The organism is Streptomyces fractus (assembly GCF_049844455.1).
GTDB classification, from domain to species: domain Bacteria; phylum Actinomycetota; class Actinomycetes; order Streptomycetales; family Streptomycetaceae; genus Streptomyces; species Streptomyces fractus.
The window spans coordinates 1,791,523-1,811,217 of sequence record NZ_JBMYHI010000002.1 but is presented as its reverse complement, the minus strand read 5'-3'; the positions used below and the strand labels follow the sequence as shown (position 1 = coordinate 1,811,217).

General features: G+C 70.9%; 16 protein-coding genes. All 16 read left to right on the top strand.

The features are described 5' to 3' along the window. Positions 1–43: 43 nt before the first annotated feature. The 16 genes from ACP4E5_RS10220 to ACP4E5_RS10145 all read left to right on the top strand — a co-directional run bounded on the left by ACP4E5_RS10220 (position 44) and on the right by ACP4E5_RS10145 (position 19,651). A complete protein-coding gene (locus ACP4E5_RS10220) occupies positions 44–979 on the top strand; it encodes an ABC transporter permease (protein WP_425827169.1) in 936 nt (311 codons plus the stop codon). Continuing rightward, complete coding sequence (locus ACP4E5_RS10215) at positions 972–1,757, top strand: ABC transporter ATP-binding protein (RefSeq protein ID WP_425827167.1); 786 nt, start codon at positions 972–974, stop codon at positions 1,755–1,757. Before ACP4E5_RS10220 ends, ACP4E5_RS10215 begins: the two co-directional genes overlap by 8 nt. Before the next feature lie 433 nt (positions 1,758–2,190). Then, positions 2,191–3,111 (top strand): squalene synthase HpnC, encoded by a 921-nt coding sequence (gene hpnC / locus ACP4E5_RS10210; RefSeq protein ID WP_425841181.1) that lies wholly within the window; start codon positions 2,191–2,193, stop codon positions 3,109–3,111. Continuing rightward, positions 3,108–4,070 (top strand): presqualene diphosphate synthase HpnD, encoded by a 963-nt coding sequence (gene hpnD / locus ACP4E5_RS10205; RefSeq protein ID WP_425827165.1) that lies wholly within the window; start codon positions 3,108–3,110, stop codon positions 4,068–4,070. Before hpnC ends, hpnD begins: the two co-directional genes overlap by 4 nt. 169 nt (positions 4,071–4,239) lie before the next feature. Continuing rightward, complete coding sequence (hpnE, locus tag ACP4E5_RS10200; protein ID WP_425827163.1) at positions 4,240–5,685, top strand: hydroxysqualene dehydroxylase HpnE; 1,446 nt, start codon at positions 4,240–4,242, stop codon at positions 5,683–5,685. Positions 5,686–5,708: 23 nt separating this feature from the next. Continuing rightward, the gene (locus ACP4E5_RS10195) at positions 5,709–6,842 is read left to right on the top strand and encodes a polyprenyl synthetase family protein (protein WP_425841178.1); all 1,134 of its coding nucleotides are present in this window, start codon (positions 5,709–5,711) and stop codon (positions 6,840–6,842) included. A 98-nt stretch (positions 6,843–6,940) separates the two neighbouring features. Continuing rightward, positions 6,941–8,947 (top strand): squalene--hopene cyclase, encoded by a 2,007-nt coding sequence (gene shc, locus ACP4E5_RS10190; protein ID WP_425827161.1) that lies wholly within the window; start codon positions 6,941–6,943, stop codon positions 8,945–8,947. Next, positions 8,947–9,603, top strand: a complete 657-nt coding sequence (locus tag ACP4E5_RS10185; protein WP_425827159.1) for a phosphorylase family protein — start codon at positions 8,947–8,949, stop codon at positions 9,601–9,603. The genes shc and ACP4E5_RS10185 overlap by 1 nt, the downstream gene beginning before the upstream one ends. Before the next feature lie 6 nt (positions 9,604–9,609). Beyond that, on the top strand, positions 9,610–10,632 hold the full coding sequence (gene hpnH, locus ACP4E5_RS10180) for an adenosyl-hopene transferase HpnH (RefSeq protein WP_425827157.1): 1,023 nt from the start codon (positions 9,610–9,612) through the stop codon (positions 10,630–10,632). Positions 10,633–10,639: 7 nt separating this feature from the next. Next, positions 10,640–11,803, top strand: a complete 1,164-nt coding sequence (gene ispG / locus ACP4E5_RS10175) for a flavodoxin-dependent (E)-4-hydroxy-3-methylbut-2-enyl-diphosphate synthase (protein WP_425827155.1) — start codon at positions 10,640–10,642, stop codon at positions 11,801–11,803. 48 nt (positions 11,804–11,851) lie between these two features. Continuing rightward, entirely contained in the window at positions 11,852–13,759 is a 1,908-nt protein-coding gene (dxs, locus tag ACP4E5_RS10170) for a 1-deoxy-D-xylulose-5-phosphate synthase (protein ID WP_425827153.1), read from the top strand. Next, positions 13,756–15,141, top strand: a complete 1,386-nt coding sequence (locus ACP4E5_RS10165; protein ID WP_425827151.1) for an aspartate aminotransferase family protein — start codon at positions 13,756–13,758, stop codon at positions 15,139–15,141. Before dxs ends, ACP4E5_RS10165 begins: the two co-directional genes overlap by 4 nt. A 114-nt stretch (positions 15,142–15,255) precedes the next feature. Continuing rightward, positions 15,256–15,909 (top strand): helix-turn-helix domain-containing protein, encoded by a 654-nt coding sequence (locus ACP4E5_RS10160; protein WP_425827149.1) that lies wholly within the window; start codon positions 15,256–15,258, stop codon positions 15,907–15,909. Next, on the top strand, positions 15,902–16,159 hold the full coding sequence (locus tag ACP4E5_RS10155; protein ID WP_425827147.1) for a DUF6126 family protein: 258 nt from the start codon (positions 15,902–15,904) through the stop codon (positions 16,157–16,159). Before ACP4E5_RS10160 ends, ACP4E5_RS10155 begins: the two co-directional genes overlap by 8 nt. A gap of 130 nt (positions 16,160–16,289) precedes the next feature. Further along, complete coding sequence (locus ACP4E5_RS10150) at positions 16,290–17,126, top strand: ABC transporter ATP-binding protein (RefSeq protein ID WP_425827145.1); 837 nt, start codon at positions 16,290–16,292, stop codon at positions 17,124–17,126. Beyond that, positions 17,123–19,651 carry an ABC transporter permease gene (locus ACP4E5_RS10145; protein WP_425827143.1) on the top strand — a complete coding sequence of 843 codons (2,529 nt, stop codon included), beginning with the start codon at positions 17,123–17,125 and terminating at the stop codon, positions 19,649–19,651. Before ACP4E5_RS10150 ends, ACP4E5_RS10145 begins: the two co-directional genes overlap by 4 nt. The last annotated feature ends 44 nt before the right edge of the window (positions 19,652–19,695 follow it).

Below are 19,695 nucleotides of genomic sequence, written 5' to 3'. Positions count from 1 at the left end.
TGCCTGACGGCAGGCCGTGCATTTGAAGACGAAAGTTCCTCTTGTGAGTGAGACAACGCATGACGCCGGAGTCGCGGTGACCGCGACCCCGTCGCCCGATGACGGGCTCTCCCGGCGCGAACTCGCCGCCAAGTACGGCTTGACCGTCAGCGGGGCCCGACCGGGCCTGTTCGAGTACGCACGGCAGCTGTGGGGCAGGCGCCACTTCATCCTCGCCTTCTCGCGGGCGAAGCTGACCGCCCAGTACAGCCAGGCGAAGCTCGGCCAGGTGTGGCAGGTGGCGACGCCGCTGCTGAACGCGGCGGTCTACTACTTCATCTTCGGCAAGCTGCTCGGCACCGACCGTGGCATGGGGCAGAACGTCTTCATCCCGTTCCTGGTGACGGGCGTCTTCGTCTTCACCTTCACGCAGTCCTCGGTGATGTCGGGCGTCCGCGCGATCTCCGGGAACCTCGGCCTGGTGCGCGCGCTGCACTTCCCGCGCGCCTCGCTGCCCATCTCCTTCGCGCTCCAGCAGCTCCAGCAGCTGCTGTTCTCGATGATCGTGCTGTTCGTCATCGCGATCGCCTTCGGCAGCTACCCGTCGCTGTCCTGGCTGCTCATCGTGCCGATCCTGGCCCTGCAGTTCCTGTTCAACACGGGACTGGCGCTGATCATGGCCAGGGCGGGCTCGAAGACCCCGGACCTCGCGCAGCTGATGCCGTTCGTCATGCGTACGTGGATGTACGCCTCGGGCGTCATGTTCTCCATTCCCACGATGCTCGCGGACAAGGACGTCGCGCCCTGGGTCACGGACCTCCTGCAGTGGAACCCGGCCGCGGTCTACATGGACCTGATGCGCTTCGCGCTCATCGACGGGTACGACCGGGGCAACCTGCCGGACCACGTCTGGTTCATCGCGCTGGGCTGGGCCCTGGTCGTCGCGGTCGGCGGCTTCATCTACTTCTGGAAGGCAGAGGAGCGTTACGGCCGTGGCTGAATCCGACAAGACCACCGACTCCCACATCCCGACGGTCATCGCCGACGAGCTGCACATCGTGTACCGCGTCAACGGCGCCAAGACCGGCAAGGGCAGCGCCACCTCGGCGCTCAGCCGGATCGTCAAGCGCGGCGACGAGCGCGGCGTGCGCAAGGTGCACGCCGTCAAGGGCGTCTCCTTCACCTCGTACCGCGGCGAGGCCATCGGCCTCATCGGGTCGAACGGCTCCGGCAAGTCGACCCTGCTGCGCGCCATCGCGGGCCTGCTGCCGCCCGAGAAGGGCAAGGTCTACACGAACGGCCAGCCCTCGCTGCTCGGCGTGAACGCGGCCCTGATGAACGACCTCACGGGCGAGCGCAACGTCATCCTCGGCGGTCTCGCCATGGGCATGTCCCGCGAGGAGATCAAGGAGCGCTACCAGGACATCGTCGACTTCTCCGGCATCAACGAGAAGGGCGACTTCATCACGCTGCCGATGCGGACCTATTCGTCCGGCATGGCCGCGCGTCTGCGCTTCTCCATCGCGGCCGCCAAGGACCACGACGTGCTGATGATCGACGAGGCCCTGGCCACCGGCGACCGCAAGTTCCAGAAGCGCTCCGAGGCCCGCATCCGCGAGCTGCGCCAGGAGGCCGGTTCCGTCTTCCTGGTGAGTCACAACAACAAGTCCATCCGCGACACCTGTGACCGCGTCCTGTGGCTGGAGCGCGGGGAACTGCGTATGGACGGTCCGACGGCCGAGGTACTCAAGGAGTACGAGAAGTTCACAGGCAAGTAACCGCCCGCCTCTGGACCACGTCATATGAGGCCCCACCGGCTTCCGTCCGGTGGGGCCTCTGATATGCCTGTAGGCACCAAGTAATTGACGATCACGGTCAAGGACAGGTCAACTTCCTTGCCCTGAAGGAATCTTGGCGTCAATCGGTGTGTTGTTGTGATGTGCAGAACACCCCGACGTGAGGGCGGGCGTTGTACAACGTAAGCTGTACCGGCCTCAATCGCGGCATGTGGGGCGATAAGGCGCGACATCCCGGCCCCCGCGGGCTGGGCGGCCGCGTGGGCGGCCGGGCGGCGTGTCCGAAATGGGATGCATTGGGTCCGCAGTGTAGAACGGGAGTTGTGACGGCAATGGCTATGGAAACTCTCCAGCTCCGCGAGGCTTTCGCCGTCCTCGGGGAAGCGGGCCGCACCCGGTGAGCGCGCACCCCCGAGTGCGCCCCGAGAGCCCTGATGAAACAGCGAGCCCGGTGAGCGCCACCCTCGACAAGGCCGCCGAGGAGAACTTCCCGGTGGCCCCCTTCTTCCTGCCCCGGGCCTGGCGCGACGACCTGATGGCCGTGTACGGCTTCGCGCGCCTCGTCGACGACATCGGCGACGGCGACCTCGCCCCCGGCGGCGCGGACGCCCGCTTCCTGGGTGTCTCACCCGATCGGGCGCACGACCGGCTCGCGATGCTGGACGCCTTCGAGGCCGACCTGCGCCGCGTCTTCGACGGCTCCGACGGCTCCGACGGCCCGCCCCGCCACCCGCTCCTGAAGGCCCTCCAGCCCACCGTCCGCCGCCGCTCGCTGACGCCCGACCCCTTCCTCGGCCTCATCGCCGCGAACCGCCAGGACCAGCTGGTCACGCGCTACGAGACGTACGACGACCTGCTCGCCTACTGCGAGCTGTCCGCCAACCCCGTCGGCCGCCTCGTCCTCGCCATCACCGGCACCGCGACCCCCGAGCGCATCCGCCTCTCGGACGCGGTCTGCACCGGGCTCCAGATCGTCGAGCACCTCCAGGACGTGGCCGAGGACCTGGAGCGCGACCGGATCTACCTGCCGGCCGAAGACCTGAAGAAGTTCCACGTCGACGAAACGGACCTCGCCGCGCCGACCGCGGGCGCATCGGTGCGCGCGCTGGTCGCGTACGAGGCCGAACGCGCCCTGAACCTGCTGAATGAAGGCACCCCCTTGGTGGGTAGCGTCCACGGCAGGCTGAAGCTGCTGCTGGCAGGGTTCGTCGCAGGGGGGAAGGCGGCGGTCCACGCGATCACCGCCGTTTCGTACGACGTGCTTTCGGGACCGCCCAAACCCACCAAGGCGCGATTGCTGCGCGAGGTGGGCGCGACTCTGCGAGGAGAGGGGTGAGCAAGACCGTGGAGTCTGACCAGACCGTGTCGGCGCCGGTGCTCGCCGCATACAGCTACTGCGAGACCGTCACCGGGCAACAGGCCCGCAACTTCGCCTACGGGATCCGGCTGCTGCCGACCGCGAAGCGGCGCGCCATGTCGGCGCTGTACGCGTTCTCGCGCCGCGTCGACGACATCGGCGACGGCGGCCTGGAGCCCGACATCAAGGCGCACCGGCTCGACGAGACCAGGGCGCTGCTCGGCCGCGTCCAGGACGGCAAGGTCGAGGAGGACGACACCGACCCGGTGGCCGTCGCCCTCGCCGACGCCGCGGGCCGCTTCCCGATCCCGCTCGACGCGCTCGACGAGCTGATCGACGGCGTCCTGATGGACCTGCGCGGCGAGACCTACGAGACCTGGGACGACCTGAAGGTCTACTGCCGGTGCGTCGCGGGCGCCATCGGGCGGGTCTCCCTCGGCGTGTTCGGCACCGAACCGGGGGCGCGCGGCGTCGAGCGGGCGCCCGAGCTGGCCGACACGCTCGGCCTCGCGCTGCAGCTCACCAACATCCTTCGCGACGTGCGCGAGGACGCCACCGACGGGCGCACCTATCTGCCCGCCGACGACCTCGCGAAGTTCGGCTGCTCCGCCGGGTTCCACGGGCCCGTGCCGCCGGCCGGCTCGGACTTCGCCGGGCTCGTGCACTTCGAAGTGCGGCGCGCCCGCGCCCTGTTCGCCGAGGGCTACCGCCTCCTTCCCATGCTCGACCGCCGCTCCGGCGCCTGCGTCGCCGCCATGGCCGGCATCTACCGCCGGCTGCTCGACCGCATCGAGCGCGACCCCGAGGCCGTGCTCCGCGGCCGGGTCTCGCTGCCCGGACACGAGAAGGCGTACGTCGCCGTGCGCGGCCTGTCCGGTCTCGACACCCGCACCGTCGTGCGCGGCGCCACCCGCGGCACCACCAGGAGGCGCGCCTGATGGGAAGCGCGGGACAGAGCGACGTGGCCAGACCGAAGCGGCGGGCAACCCTCCGCCGCGACGCGGCGTCCCTGCATGCAACGGTCGGTCGCATGTTCGCCACACCCGTCGAACCCGGCCCCACACAGGCCGTACGCACCACCGAAGGCACAACCCAGGGGGAGGGCGCATGAGCGAGGGGACCACGTCCGGCGACGTGCGCCAGGCGGAACCCGCCGGGGACCGCGCACGGCCCACAGCCGTGGTCGTCGGCGGTGGGCTCGCGGGAATCACCTCCGCGCTCGCCCTCGCCGACGGCGGCATGGACGTCACCCTCCTCGAAGGGCGGCCCCGGCTCGGCGGCCTCGCGTTCTCCTTCAAGCGCGGCGACCTCACCGTCGACAACGGTCAGCACGTGTACCTGCGCTGCTGCACCGCCTACCGCTGGTTCCTCGACCGCGTCGACGCCGCGCCGCTCGCGCCTCTGCAGGAACGACTCGACGTGCCCGTACTCGACGCCGAGAGGAACCGGCTCGGCCGGCTGCGGCGCACCGCGCTGCCCGTGCCGCTGCATCTGGCCAAGAGCCTCGCCACGTACCCGCACCTCTCGCTCGCCGAGCGGGCGGCCGTCGGCCGCGCCGCGCTCGCCCTCAAGGGCCTCGATCCCGTCGATCCGGCGCTCGACAAGCGGGACTTCGGCTCCTGGCTGGCCGAACACGGTCAGACGCAGCGGGCCATCGAGGCGCTGTGGGACCTCGTCGGCGTGGCGACCCTGAACGCCGTGGCGGGCGAGGCCTCGCTGGGCCTGGCCGCCATGGTCTTCAAGACCGGGCTGCTGTCCGAGCCCGGCGCCGCCGACATCGGCTGGGCCAAGGTGCCCCTCGGTGAACTCCACGACACTCTCGCCCGCAAGGCGCTCGACTCCGCGGGCGTACGCACCGAACTCCGTACACGCGTCACCTCCATCTCCCGTACGGACAACGGACGTTGGGCCGTCGAGGTTCCCGAAGGGGCGGACGGTTCCGGCCAGATCCTCGCCGCCGACACCGTCGTGCTCGCCGTACCGCAGCGCGAGGCGCACGACCTGCTGCCCGCGGGAGCCCTCGACGACGCCGGCCGGCTGCTCGACATCGGCACCGCGCCGATCCTCAACCTGCACGTCGTCTACGGCCGCAAGGTCCTCAAGCAGCCCTTCTTCACCGCGCTCGGCTCGCCCGTCCAGTGGGTCTTCGACCGCACGGACGCCTCCGGGCTTGCCCGCACGCTGCCGGGCGCCCAGTACCTCGCCGTCTCCCAGTCGGCCGCCCAGGACGAGATCGACACACCGGTCGCCACCCTGCGCGAGCGGTACCTGCCGGAGCTGGAGCGGCTGCTGCCCGCCGCGCGCGGCGCCACGATCCACGACTTCTTCGTCACCCGGGAGCGGACGGCGACCTTCGCGCCGACCCCCGGAGTCGGCGCGCTGCGGCCCACGGCCCGCACCAATGCCCCCGGCCTGTACCTGGCCGGCGCGTGGACCGCCACCGGGTGGCCCGCGACCATGGAAGGCGCTGTCCGCAGCGGCACCAGCGCCGCCGACGCGGCACTCGCCGCGTTCGGCCGCCCCCGCGGCCATCTGTACCGGGAGGCGGCGTGACCAGCGAACTTCCCACGGTGAACGTGACCAGCGACCCGCGCCAGGTCGACAAGCCGACAACGCTGTATCCGGTTACACAAGGAGAGACTGTGCCACCTGTGCCCTCGGCCCCAGAGGCTGCCGACGCGGTGGACGTGACCGCGCTTTTGGAGCGCGGCCGAACCCTGGCCACCCCCGTACTGAAGGCGGCGGTGGACCGCCTGGCATCGCCGATGGACACCGTCGCCGCCTACCACTTCGGCTGGATCGACGCCGAGGGCAACCCGGCCGACGGCGACGGCGGCAAGGCCGTGCGCCCCGCCCTGGCCGTGCTCTCCGCGCAGGCCGCGGGCGCCGACCCCGAGGTCGGCGTGCCGGGCGCCGTCGCGGTCGAGCTCGTCCACAACTTCTCGCTGCTGCACGACGACCTGATGGACGGCGACGAGCAGCGCCGCCACCGCGACACCGTGTGGAAGGTGCACGGTCCCGCCCAGGCGATCCTCGTAGGCGACGCCCTGTTCGCGCTGGCCAACGAGGTCATCCTGGAGCTGGAGACCGTCGACGCCGGCCGCGCCACGCGCCGCCTCACCACCGCGACCCGCGCCCTCATCGACGGCCAGGCGCAGGACATCGGGTTCGAGCACCGCGAGCGCGTCAGCGTCGTGGAGTGCCTGGAGATGGAGGGCAACAAGACGGGCGCCCTGCTCGCCTGCGCCTCCTCCATCGGCGCGGTCCTCGGCGGCGCCGACGACGCGACCGCCGACGCCCTGGAGAAGTACGGCTACCACCTGGGCCTCGCCTTCCAGGCCGTCGACGACCTGCTCGGCATCTGGGGCGACCCCGAGTCGACCGGCAAGCAGACCTGGAGCGACCTGCGCCAGCGCAAGAAGTCCCTGCCGGTCGTCGCCGCGCTCGGCGCCGGCGGACCGGCCTCCGAGCAGCTCGGCGAGCTCCTCGCCGCCGACGCCAAGGACGTCGACTTCGACACCTTCACCGAGGCGGACTTCGCCGCCCGCGCCGCCCTCATCGAGGAGGCCGGCGGGCGCGAGTGGACCGCCGAAGAAGCGCGGCGCCAGTACGCCGTCGCCCTCGAAGCCCTGGACTCCGTCCAGATGTCAGCCACGGTGCGCGCCCAGTTCGTGGCGCTCGCCGACTTCGTCGTCGTACGAAAGAGATGATCACTATCGGCCGCATATGACGTCGCCGGCCGGTGTCCCGCCAGGGCTCCGGCCGACGGTTACCCAGCAGAGAAGAAGTACTGCATGAAGGGATAGCCATGACAGCGACGACCGACGGAAGCACCGGCGCCACGGCGCCGCAGGCAACCTCGGCCACCACTGCCCAACTGACCGACACGACCCCCGAGGCGGCAGGGACCCAAGCCGCCGCCGGCCGAGCCATACAGCGCGCCACGGACTTCCTGCTCGCGCGGCAGGACGACCGGGGCTGGTGGAAGGGCGACCTCGACACCAACGTGACGATGGACGCCGAAGACCTGCTGCTGCGGCAGTTCCTCGGCATCAGGGACAAGGCCACCACCGACGCCGCCGCCCTGTTCATCCGCGGAGAGCAGCGCGACGACGGCACCTGGGCCACCTTTTACGGAGGCCCCGGCGATCTGTCCACCACCATCGAGGCGTACGTCGCGCTGCGCCTGGCAGGTGACTCCCCGGACGACGCGCACATGGCCAGGGCCTCCGCGTGGATCCGCGAGCGCGGTGGCATCGCCGCGAGCCGCGTGTTCACCCGGATCTGGCTGGCCCTGTTCGGCTGGTGGAAGTGGGACGACCTCCCCGAACTCCCCCCGGAGCTCATCTACTTCCCCAAGTGGATGCCGCTCAACATCTACGACTTCGGCTGCTGGGCCCGGCAGACCATCGTGCCGCTCACCATCGTGTCGGCGAAGCGCCCGGTGCGCCCCGCGCCGTTCCCGCTGGACGAGCTGCACACCGGCGCCCGCGACCCGAATCCGGCCAAGCCGCTTGCTCCGGTGGCGAGTTGGGACGGCGCGTTCCAGCGGCTCGACAAGATCATGCACGGCTACCGCAAGGTGACCCTGAAGCGGCTGCGCAAGGCCGCGATCAACTCGGCGGCCCGCTGGATCATCGAGCGGCAGGAGAACGACGGCTGCTGGGGCGGCATCCAGCCGCCCGCCGTCTACTCCGTCATCGCGCTCCACCTGCTCGGCTACGACCTCGAACACCCGGTCCTCAAGGCCGGGTTGGAGTCCCTCGACCGGTTCGCCGTGTGGCGCGAGGACGGGGCCCGGATGATCGAGGCCTGCCAGTCGCCGGTGTGGGACACGTGCCTGGCGACCATCGCGCTCGCCGACGCAGGACTCCCCGCCGACCACCCGGCGCTCGTCAGGGCCGCCGAGTGGATGATCACCGAGCAGATCGACCGGCCCGGCGACTGGTCCGTGCGCCGGCCTGCCCTCGAACCGGGCGGCTGGGCCTTCGAGTTCGACAACGACAACTACCCCGACATCGACGACACCGCCGAGGTCGTGCTCGCGCTGCGCCGCGTCGCCCACCCCGACAAGGTGCGCGTCGAGAAGGCCATCGAGCGCGGCGTGCGCTGGAACCTCGGCATGCAGTCGAAGAACGGCGCGTGGGGCGCCTTCGACGTCGACAACACCAGCCCGTTCCCCAACCGGCTGCCGTTCTGCGACTTCGGCGAGGTCATCGACCCGCCGTCCGCCGACGTCACCGGGCACGTCGTCGAGATGCTCGCTGTCGAGGGCCACACACGCGACCCGCGCACCCGGCGCGGCATCGAGTGGCTGCTCGCCGAACAGGAGGACAACGGCGCCTGGTTCGGCCGCTGGGGCGTCAACTACGTATACGGAACAGGGTCCGTGGTGCCCGCACTCGTCGCGGCCGGCCTGCCCGCCTCGCACCCCGCGATCAGACGGGCCGTCAGCTGGCTGGAGTCGGTCCAGAACGAGGACGGCGGCTGGGGCGAGGACCTTCGCTCGTACCGCTACGAGGACTGGAAGGGGCACGGCGCCTCGACCGCCTCACAGACCGGCTGGGCGCTGCTCGCGCTCCTCGCGGCGGGGGAGCGGGAGTCGAAGGCCGTCGAGCGGGGTGTCACGTACCTCGCCGACACCCAGACCGAGGACGGCACCTGGAACGAGCCGTACTTCACCGGCACCGGCTTCCCCTGGGACTTCTCGATCAACTACCACCTGTACCGGCAGGTGTTCCCGCTGACCGCGCTCGGCCGGTACGTCCACGGCGAGCCCTTCAGTGACAAGAGCGCCGCCACCAAGGGGAGCTGATGACCGCATCGCCGGTGGCCCGCCCACCGGAGACCGCGCCGCTGCTGGTCGCCTGTGCGCTCGGCATCGAGCACCTCGCGCTGCGCAGCGGCAGCCGGGCCGGGGCCACGAGCCCCGTGACCGTGCTGCGTACGGGCATGGGCCCCAGGGCCGCCGAGCGCGCCGTGACCCAGGCGCTCGGTGACACCGTGCTGCGCGACGCCGCCGTCGTGGCCACCGGGTTCTGCGCCGGGCTCGCGCCCGGCATGCACCCCGGCGACCTCGTCGTGGCCGAGGAGACCCGCGACACGCACGGCTCCACGCCGTGCGCGGGCACGGATCTCCTCGTCAAGGAGCTGGTCAGGGCCGTGCCCGGCAGGACCGTGCACACCGGGCCGCTGACCGGCTCGGACCATGTGGTGCGCGGTCACGAGCGGGCCGACCTGCTCGCGACCGGCGCGATCGCCGTCGACATGGAGTCCGCCGCGACCCTGCGGGCGGCCGGCGGCACCGGGAAGCGTCCGGTTGCCGCCGTCCGAGTGGTCGTGGACGCTCCAGAACATGAACTCGTCAGGATCGGCACGGTTCGCGGTGGACTATCGGCTTTCCGTGTCCTTCGTGCCGTCCTTCCCGCTTTTTTCGAATGGCACCGTTCTTTGCTGCTCCCTCGGAGGTGAGCCCAGATGGCCATGCCGCTTCGCCAGTCCATCAAGGTCGCGACATATCTCGCTGAACAGAAGATCCGCCGGCGGGACAAGTTTCCGCTCATCGTCGAATTGGAGCCCCTCTTCGCCTGCAACCTGAAGTGCGAGGGCTGCGGAAAGATCCAGCACCCGGCCGGGGTGCTCAAGCAGCGCATGCCGGTCGCCCAGGCCGTCGGCGCCGTCCTCGAATCGGGCGCGCCGATGGTGTCCATCGCGGGCGGCGAGCCGCTGATGCACCCTCAGATCGATGAGATCGTGCGGCAGTTGGTGGCCAAGAAGAAGTACGTCTTCCTGTGCACCAACGCGATGCTGCTGCGCAAGAAGATGGAGAAGTTCACGCCCTCGCCGTACTTCGCCTTCACCGTGCACATCGACGGCATGCGCGAGCGGCACGACGAGTCCGTCGCCAAGGAAGGTGTCTTCGACGAGGCGGTCGAGGCGATCAAGGAGGCCAAGCGGCGCGGCTTCCGGGTCACCACGAACTCGACCTTCTTCAACACGGACACCCCGCAGAACATCATCGAGGTGCTCAACTACCTCAACGACGACCTCCAGGTCGACGAGATGATGATCTCGCCCGCGTACGCCTACGAGAAGGCGCCCGACCAGGACCACTTCCTGGGTGTCACGCAGACCCGTGAGCTCTTCAAGAAGGCGTTCACGGGCGGCAACCGGCGGCGCTGGCGGCTCAACCACTCGCCCCTGTTCCTCGACTTCCTCGAGGGCAAGGTCGACTTCCCGTGCACCGCGTGGGCCATCCCCAACTACTCGCTGTTCGGCTGGCAGAAGCCCTGCTACCTGATGGCGGACGGGTACGTGCCCACGTACAAGGAGCTCATCGAGAAGACCGACTGGGACGCCTACGGCCGCGGCAAGGACCCGCGCTGCGACAACTGCATGGCGCACTGCGGCTACGAGCCGACCGCCGTGCTCGCCACCATGGGGTCGCTGAAGGAGTCCATCCGCGCCATGTCCGAGACCGTCGCCGGGAACCGTGGGTGAGCGTGTCATGAACGGAGAGCCCGTTTCTCTGGGCCTCCCCGAGGTGCCGGTCCGACCCATCGCTGAACGGCGAGTCAGCCGTCAGATCCAGGTCGGACCGGTGGCCGTGGGAGGCGGCGCACCCGTTTCCGTGCAGTCGATGACCACGACGCGCACGTCCGACATCGGCGCGACGCTCCAGCAGATCGCCGAACTGACCGCCTCCGGCTGCCAGATCGTGCGCGTGGCGTGTCCCACGCAGGACGACGCGGACGCGCTCGCGACCATCGCGCGCAAGTCGCAGATCCCCGTGATCGCGGACATCCACTTCCAGCCGAAGTACGTGTTCGCCGCGATCGACGCCGGATGCGCGGCGGTGCGCGTGAACCCGGGCAACATCAAGCAGTTCGACGACAAGGTCAAGCAGATCGCGCAGGCCGCCTCGGACGCGGGCACGCCGATCCGCATCGGGGTCAACGCCGGCTCGCTGGACAAGCGCCTCCTCCAGAAGTACGGGAGGGCGACCCCCGAGGCCCTCGTCGAGTCGGCGCTGTGGGAGGCCTCGCTCTTCGAGGAGCATGGCTTCCGGGACATCAAGATCTCGGTGAAGCACAACGACCCGGTGGTCATGGTCAACGCGTACCGGCAGCTCGCCGCGCAGTGCGACTACCCGCTGCACCTCGGTGTCACCGAGGCGGGCCCCGCCTTCCAGGGGACCGTCAAGTCCGCCGTGGCCTTCGGGGCGCTGCTCTCGGAGGGCATCGGTGACACCATCCGGGTCTCGCTGTCCGCGCCGCCCGCCGAGGAGTGCAAGGTCGGCATCCAGATCCTGGAGTCACTGGGCCTGCGGCAGCGGCGCCTGGAGATCGTGTCGTGCCCGTCCTGCGGGCGCGCCCAGGTGGACGTCTACAAGCTCGCCGACGAGGTGACCGCCGGGCTCGACGGCATGGAGGTGCCGCTGCGGGTGGCCGTCATGGGGTGCGTGGTCAACGGTCCGGGCGAGGCACGCGAAGCGGACCTCGGTGTCGCGTCCGGCAACGGCAAGGGCCAGATCTTCGTCAAGGGCGAGGTCATCAAGACCGTCCCCGAGTCGAAGATCGTCGAGACCCTCATCGAAGAGGCGATGAAGATCGCGGAACAGATGGAGAAGGACGGCGTCGCGTCGGGAGCGCCCGACGTCACGGTGAGCTGAGTTCTTAAGTGCTGATTTCTTGAGTACGGACGGGAAGGGGGCTCGAGCGTGACGATTCTGGAAACCATCCGGGGGCCGCGCGACCTGAAGGCACTGAGCGAGGAGGAGGTCGGTGAACTGGCCCTGGAGGTCAGGGAGTTCCTCATCCACGCGGTCGCGAGGACGGGGGGTCACCTCGGGCCGAACCTGGGCGTGGTGGAACTGTCCATCGCGCTGCACCGGGTCTTCGAATCACCGGTCGACCGCCTCGTGTGGGACACCGGCCACCAGAGCTATGTGCACAAGCTTCTGACGGGCCGACAGGACTTCTCCAAACTGCGCGGCAAGGGCGGCCTGTCCGGCTACCCCTCGCGTGAGGAGTCCGAGCACGACGTCGTGGAGAACTCGCACGCCTCCACGGCGCTCGGCTGGGCCGACGGGCTCGCCAAGGCGCACCAGGTGCAGGGCGAGCGCGGGCACGTCGTCGCCGTCATCGGCGACGGCGCGCTGACCGGCGGCATGGCCTGGGAGGCACTCAACAACATCGCGGCCGCCAAGGACCGGCCGCTCATCATCGTCGTCAACGACAACGAGCGCTCCTACGCGCCCACCATCGGCGGCCTCGCCAACCACCTGGCGACGCTGCGCACCACGGACTCGTACGAGAAGGTGCTGGCCTGGGGCAAGGAAGTGCTGCAGCGCACACCCGTCGTCGGGCACACCGTGTACGAGTCGCTGCACGGCGCGAAGAAGGGCTTCAAGGACGCGTTCGCGCCGCAGGGCATGTTCGAGGACCTGGGCCTCAAGTACGTCGGCCCCATCGACGGCCATGACGTGGGCGCCGTCGAATCCGCCTTGCGACGTGCGAAACGCTTCCACGGCCCGGTACTTGTGCACTGTCTCACCGAGAAGGGGCGCGGCTACGAGCCCGCGCTCGCCGACGAGGCCGACCGCTTCCACACCGTCGGCGTGATGGACCCGCTCACCTGCGAGCCGCTCGCGCCCTCCAACGGCCCTTCGTGGACCTCGGTGTTCGGCGACGAGATCGTCCGCATCGGGCGCGAGCGCGAGGACGTCGTCGCGATCACCGCGGCGATGCTGCACCCGGTGGGACTCACCAAGTTCGCGGCGGAGTTCCCCGAGCGGGTGTGGGACGTCGGGATCGCCGAACAGCACGCCGCCGTGTCGGCCGCCGGGCTCGCGACGGGCGGACTGCACCCGGTCGTCGCGGTGTACGCGACCTTCCTCAACCGGGCCTTCGACCAGCTCCTGATGGACGTCGCGCTGCACAACTGCGGAGTCACCTTCGTGCTCGACCGGGCCGGCGTCACCGGCGCCGACGGGCCCTCCCACAACGGCATGTGGGACATGTCCGTGCTCCAGGTCGTGCCCGGCCTGCGGATCGCCGCGCCGCGCGACGCCGACCAGCTCCGCTCCCAGCTGAGGGAGGCCGTCGCCGTCGACGACGCGCCGACCATGCTGCGGTTCCCCAAGGAGTCGGTGGGCGAGCCGATCGCGGCGGTCGACCGGGTCGGCGGCGTCGACGTACTGCACCGGGCCGAGGAGCCGCGGGTGCTGCTGGTCTCGGTCGGCGTCATGGCGCCGGTGTGCCTGCAGACCGCGGAACTGCTGGAGGCACGCGGCATCAACTGCACGGTGGTGGACCCCCGTTGGGTCAAACCCGTCGATCCCGCCCTCGCACCGCTGGCCGCCGGGCACGAGCTGGTCGCCGTCGTGGAGGACAACAGCCGGGCGGCCGGCGTCGGTTCGGCCGTCGCGCTGGCGCTGGGGGACGCCGAAGTCGACGTGCCCGTACGGCGGTTCGGGATCCCCGAGCAGTTCCTGCCGCACGCCAAACGCGGTGAGGTGCTCGCCGACATCGGTCTGACGCCCGTGGAGATCGCGGGGCGGATCAGCGCCTCCCTGAACCTGAAAGCCGGCAAGTCCGCAGGGGCTGGCAAGGAGAACGACGCATGAGCAAGGAGTTCGACCTCGGCACGCTGCTCGCCGAGCGCGGCGCCGAACGGTACGAGCTGCACACCAAGTACCTCAACCACCAACTGCCGAAGATGCTCCACACCATCGGCTTCGACAAGGTATACGAGCGGGCCGAGGGCGCGCACTTCTGGGATGCCGACGGCAACGACTACCTGGACATGCTCGCCGGATTCGGTGTCATGGGCCTCGGCCGGCACCACCCCGTCGTACGCAAGGCGCTGCATGACGTCCTCGACGCCTCGCTCGCCGACCTGACCCGCTTCGACTGCCAGCCGCTCCCGGGCCTGCTGGCCGAGAAGCTGGTGGCGCACAGCCCGCACCTGGACCGGGTGTTCTTCGGCAACAGTGGTACGGAGGCGGTCGAGACGGCGCTGAAGTTCGCGCGGTACGCGACCGGCAAGCCGCGGATCCTGTACTGCGCGCACGCGTTCCACGGCCTGACGACCGGATCGCTGTCGGTGAACGGGGAGGACGGCTTCCGCGACGGCTTCGCCCCGCTGCTGCCCGACACCCCGGTCCCGCTCGGCGATCTCGACGCGCTGGCAAGGGAGTTGAAGCAGGGCGATGTCGCCGGGCTCATCGTCGAACCGATCCAGGGCAAGGGCGTGTACGAGTCGCCGCCCGGCTATCTGCTCGCCGCGCAGGAACTGCTCCGGAAGCACAAGGCGCTGCTGATCGCGGACGAGGTGCAGACCGGGCTCGGACGCACCGGTGACTTCTACGCCTACCAGCACGAGGAGGGCGTCGAGCCGGACCTGGTGTGCGTCGCGAAGGCGCTGTCGGGAGGGTATGTGCCGGTCGGCGCGACGCTCGGCAAGGACTGGATCTTCAAGAAGGTCTACTCGTCCATGGACCGGGTCCTCGTCCACTCGGCGAGCTTCGGCTCCAACGCGCAGGCGATGGCGGCGGGCCTCGCCGTGCTGTCGGTGATGGAGGACGAGGAGACGGTCGCGAACGCACGGGCGATGGGTGACCTGTTGAAGTCGCGCCTCGGTGAACTCGTGGACCGTTATGAGCTGTTGAGTGACGTGCGCGGGCGCGGGCTGATGATCGGCATCGAGTTCGGACGGCCCAAGTCCCTGAAACTGCGTAGCCGTTGGACGATGTTGCAGGCGGCGCGCAAGGGCCTGTTCGCGCAGATGGTCGTGGTGCCGCTGCTCCAGAAGCACCGGATCCTGACCCAGGTTTCCGGCGACCACCTCGAAGTCATCAAACTGATCCCGCCGCTCGTGGTGAACGAGGCCGACGTCGAGCGGTTCGTCGAGGCGTTCACGGCGGTCATGGACGACGCGCACAGTGGGGGCGGGCTGATGTGGGACTTCAGCAAGACGCTGATCAAGCAGGCGGTGGCGAACCGCTGACGCTTCGCGCGGTGGCTGTCCGCTGAGCCCGCTCGCTCCGCCTTCGGGCGGCGGGTCTTTGCCTCTGAGGCAAGAAAGTTGCCGGAGGGGCATGGCTCTGGCTGAATCGAGAGCATGAGCCCTGCCCTCTCGCCGGACGAGGCGGACGGTGCGGAGGTTCCGGAACCCCCGGAACTTCCCGCCGTCGCGCCCCAGCTCCGCGCACTGCGCCGCCGCGCGGCCCTCACGCTGGAGGCCGCCGCCGGATCCGCCGGTCTGTCCCCGGCGCACCTCTCCCGCCTGGAGACCGGGCAGCGTCAGCCTTCGCTGCCGATGCTGCTCTCGCTCGCCCGTATCTACGGTACGACCGTATCCGAACTGCTCGGCGAGACGCCCGCCGGCCGGGACGCGGTCGTGCGCGGCGGCGCGCTGGAGCCCACCGAAGCCGGTGGCTGGACGTACCGGCAGGCCGGGTCGCCCGGCCGCGGCATGCAGGCGTTGCAGGTCCACGCGCCGTACGGGTCCCAGGGCGATGTCGTGCGCGTGCATCCGGGGGAGGAGTGGCTGTACGTCCTGTCGGGCCGCCTGCGGCTGCGGCTCGGGGACACGTCCTACCGGCTGGATCCGGGCGACAGTTCCCACTTCGACTCCCTCACCCCGCACCGGATCGCCGCCGTCGACCCGGGCGGCGTCGACTTCCTCTTCGTCCACACCCTGCTGCAGAGCCCGACGGCCGCGTTGTGCCTCGGGCCGTCGGCGGGGCCGGTAAAGGAGACCCGCCATGGCTGAATCGGCTGACGCCGCTGACTCCACCGAATCCGCCGAATCCGCAGACAGAGCCGTCACGGCTGACACGGTCGGTGCGGTCGGCGCTGCTTACGTGGCTGACGCGACCGCGGCGGCCCCGGGCCCCGCCCGCCGCCAGATCGAGGACAAGCTCCCGCGCGGCATCCTGATCCGGGTCCTCGTGTACGTCTTCGCGGGGCATGCGGTGGCGGGGTTCATCTACTTGCTGTTCACGCTGGGCGGGAACCAGTGAGGCGGCACCCCCTACTGCGGTAGCACCTCCATGTTGGCTCCCCGGTATGACGCCAGGCGCCCGGCCGTTCTCGCACACTCCTCTCCGTCAGAACGAACGACGGTGAGTACGAGAGGGCGGGGACAGGGCCATGAGGCTACGCAGGGGCAAGCGGCGGACGACGGAGGACAACGGGCCGGAGGCACCGGCCGCGGCCGGCACGCCTGGGCTCGCTGTTGAACTGCGCGGTGTACGGCGGCATTACGGGCGCGGGGCTGCGGCGGTGCACGCTCTCGCGGGCGTCGACCTCGCGCTGCCGCGCGGCACGTTCACGGCCGTGATGGGGCCGTCCGGGTCCGGCAAGTCCACCTTCCTGCAGTGCGCCGCCGGGCTCGACCGGCCGTCGGCGGGTTCCGTGCGCCTCGGTGGCACGGAGATCACCGGCATGAGCGAGAACAGCCTCACCGAGCTGCGCCGCAGCCGCCTCGGCTTCGTCTTCCAGGCGTTCAACCTGCTGCCGTCGCTGACCGTGGAGCAGAACGTGCTGCTGCCCATGCGTCTCGCCGGCCGGCGCCAGGACCGCCGCCGGGCATCGGCGATGCTCGCGCAGGTCGGGCTCGCCGACAAGGCGCGGCGCCGCCCCGGCGAGCTCTCCGGTGGCCAGCAGCAGCGTGTGGCCGTCGCCCGCGCCCTGGTCACGAGCCCCGACGTGGTGTTCGCCGACGAGCCGACCGGCGCCCTCGACACCGGCACCGCCGCGGAGGTCCTCGGCCTGCTCCGCAACGCGGTGGACGCCCTTGGTGCCACGGTTGTCATGGTCACCCACGATCCGGCCGCGGCCGCCTGGGCCGACCGCGTGCTGTTCCTCGCCGACGGCGCCTTCGCCGACAGCCTGGAGCGCGGTTCGGCGGAGCGGATCGCGGCGCGGATGGCGACACTCGCCGCCCGGACCTCCCGCGCGGGCGCGATGGCGGGGGCGGCGGCATGAGGAGCCTCGCCCCCAACGGCCTGGCGCGGGCGGCCGTGCGCTTCAAACCCGCCTCGTTCGTGGGCACATTCGTCGCGCTGCTGATGTCGGCGTTGATCGTCGCGGCCTGCGGCACCCTGCTGGAGACGGGCGTACGCGCCTCGGTTCCGGCGCAACGGTACGCGAAGGCGCCGGTCGTTGCGGCGGCCGAGCAGTCCGCGCGGGTCGTCGCCGACACCGTCGACGGCCCGGAGACAACGACGTATCCGCTCCCGGACACCGCGCGCGTGGACGCGAGACTCGCGGCGAAGGCCGCCCACGCGCCGGGAGTCGGGGCCGCGGTGGCGGACTTCACCTTCCCGGTGCGGCAGGGCGCCGGAGCGCTCACCGGCCACGGCTGGGACTCGCACGCCTTCACCGGCACCGTGCTGTCCGCGGGCGCCGCGCCGCGCACGGGCGAGGTGGTGCTCGGCGCCGCCGCGGCCCGCACCGCGAAGGCCGGCGTCGGGGACACCGTCGCGCTCGAAACCGCCGCGGGGCGCACGGAGTTCCGGGTGTCGGGCCTTGCCGAGGTCGGGGCCGGTGACGCCGCTGCGGCAGGTTCGGCGGCCGGCGGCGGGGACAGCGGCGGGGCCACGGCCTGGTTCGCCGACGCCGAGGCCCCCGCGCTGTCCGGTCACCCCGGCAAGGCCGACGCCATCGCCGTTCTGGCCAAGGACGGCGCCGACACCGGCGCCCTGGCCGCAGCCGTCGAGAAGGCGCTCGCGGGCTCCGGCGCGCAGGTGCTGACCGGCGACGGCCGCGGCGAGGTCGAGGACCACGGCCTGGCGTACGCCAAGGAGACCCTCACCGCGCTGGGCGGCTCCTTCGGCGGGATCGCCACGCTGGTGGCCGTGTTCACCACGGCGGGCACGGTCGCCCTCTCCGTCGGGCAGCGCACCCGCGAGTTCGCGCTGCTGCGTGCCGTCGGCGCCACCCCGCGGCAGATCCGCCGGGCGGTCGCCTCCGAGGCGCTGCTCGTCGCGCCGCTCGCCGGGGTGCTCGGGTGCCTGCCGGGCATCGGGCTCGCGCACTGGTGGTTCGGGCAGCTGAAGGACCGCGGGGCCGTTCCGCAGGCGGTCGAGCTGCACGTCTCGTGGATCCCGCTGGTCGCCGCCGTCGGGACCGGGCTGCTCACCGCGCTCGGTGCGGGCTGGATCGCCGGGCGCAGGCCCGCGCGGATCAAGCCGGGGCAGGCGCTCGCCGAGGCATCGGTGGAGCGGCTGCGGCCGGGCGTCATCCGTACCGTGCTCGGCCTCGCGGCCCTCGGTGGCGGCTCGGCGCTCGCCGGTGTCGCCGCCTCCACGGCCGGCGCCGACGCGGCGAACGCCTCGCTCGGTGTGGTCATGCTTCTCATGCTCGCCGTCGCCCTGCTCGGCCCGCTGGTTGCCCGGTTGTGCGCGGCGCTGTTCGGCCTGCTGCTGCGTGGAGGAGGCGCCTCGGCCTCGCTGGCGGCCGCCAACTCCCGGACGAATTCCCGCCGGTTGGCGTCCGCGATCACCCCGATCGTGCTGGCGATGGCCTTCGCCTCGACGTTGGTCTTCATGCACACGAGCGAGAGCAAGGTGGCCGCGGACCAGCTGCGCGACGGCATCACGGCGGACCACGTCGTCACCAATCCGGCAGGCCTCCCCGCCGGCGCCGCAGGCCGGGCCGCCCGCGCCCCCGGCGTCGACGCGGCCGTGAGCCTGCTCGACACGCAGGTGCTCGTACCGGTCGCCTCGGGAGGGGAGACGTCGCTGCAGGCGACCGCGACCCAGGGCATCTCGGGCACCGGAGCCGAGCTCGCCAAGGTGCAGGACCTGGATGTACGCGGCGGCCGCCTGGACCGGGTGGGCGCGGGCCGCATCGCCATCGACAAGACCCTCGCCACGGCGGCGACGGTGAAGGTGGGCGACAAGCTGCCGCTCTATCTCCCCGACGGCACGAAGGCCCGTCCGGAGGTCGCCGCGGTCTACGGCCGGGGCCTCGGCCTGGCGGGGGTGACCATGGACCGTGCTTCCCTGGCAGGCCATGTCACATCGGGCTTCGACGACACGCTGCTGGTGCGCGGCGGAGACGCCGCGCCGCTCACCGCGTTCGGCAAGGTCACCGACGCTTCGGGGTACGCCGTCGCGCGGAGCGTGGACAGTGAACTGGGCGCCTGGTCCAACTACATGATGGCCGCGGTCCTGGGCGGCTTCGCCGCCGTCGCCGCGGTCAACACCCTGGTGATGACGGTCCTGGACCGCCGTCGCGAACTGACCGTGCTCCGCCTCGTCGGGTCCACGCGCCGCCAGGTGCTGCGGATGCTCCGCTGGGAGAGCCTGCTGGTATCGGCGGCGGGGGTGGCGCTTGGCACGGCCATCGCGCTGATCACGCTGACCCCGATGATGCGCGGCATGACGGGAGAGTCCCCGTACATACCCCCGCTGCTGTACGGCACGTTCGCGGCGAGCGCGGTGTGCCTCGGGCTGCTCGCCGTGACCCTCCCTGCGCGCGCGGCACTCCGCGACAGGGAGGGGTGACGGATGACGTCAGGCATCGGTCGACCGTGTGACGCCCGGCGTCA

What these genes read in the sequence shown, in the direction of transcription:
- hpnE (WP_425827163.1), top strand. Translation starts at nt 4,240, where the DNA reads ATGAGCGAGGGGACCACGTCCGGCGACGTGCGCCAGGCGGAACCCGCC.
- shc (WP_425827161.1), top strand. Translation starts at nt 6,941, where the DNA reads ATGACAGCGACGACCGACGGAAGCACCGGCGCCACGGCGCCGCAGGCA.
- ACP4E5_RS10185 (WP_425827159.1), top strand. Translation starts at nt 8,947, where the DNA reads ATGACCGCATCGCCGGTGGCCCGCCCACCGGAGACCGCGCCGCTGCTG.
- hpnH (WP_425827157.1), top strand. Translation starts at nt 9,610, where the DNA reads ATGGCCATGCCGCTTCGCCAGTCCATCAAGGTCGCGACATATCTCGCT.
- ispG (WP_425827155.1), top strand. Translation starts at nt 10,640, where the DNA reads ATGAACGGAGAGCCCGTTTCTCTGGGCCTCCCCGAGGTGCCGGTCCGA.
- ACP4E5_RS10165 (WP_425827151.1), top strand. Translation starts at nt 13,756, where the DNA reads ATGAGCAAGGAGTTCGACCTCGGCACGCTGCTCGCCGAGCGCGGCGCC.
- ACP4E5_RS10160 (WP_425827149.1), top strand. Translation starts at nt 15,256, where the DNA reads ATGAGCCCTGCCCTCTCGCCGGACGAGGCGGACGGTGCGGAGGTTCCG.
- ACP4E5_RS10155 (WP_425827147.1), top strand. Translation starts at nt 15,902, where the DNA reads ATGGCTGAATCGGCTGACGCCGCTGACTCCACCGAATCCGCCGAATCC.
- ACP4E5_RS10150 (WP_425827145.1), top strand. Translation starts at nt 16,290, where the DNA reads ATGAGGCTACGCAGGGGCAAGCGGCGGACGACGGAGGACAACGGGCCG.
- ACP4E5_RS10145 (WP_425827143.1), top strand. Translation starts at nt 17,123, where the DNA reads ATGAGGAGCCTCGCCCCCAACGGCCTGGCGCGGGCGGCCGTGCGCTTC.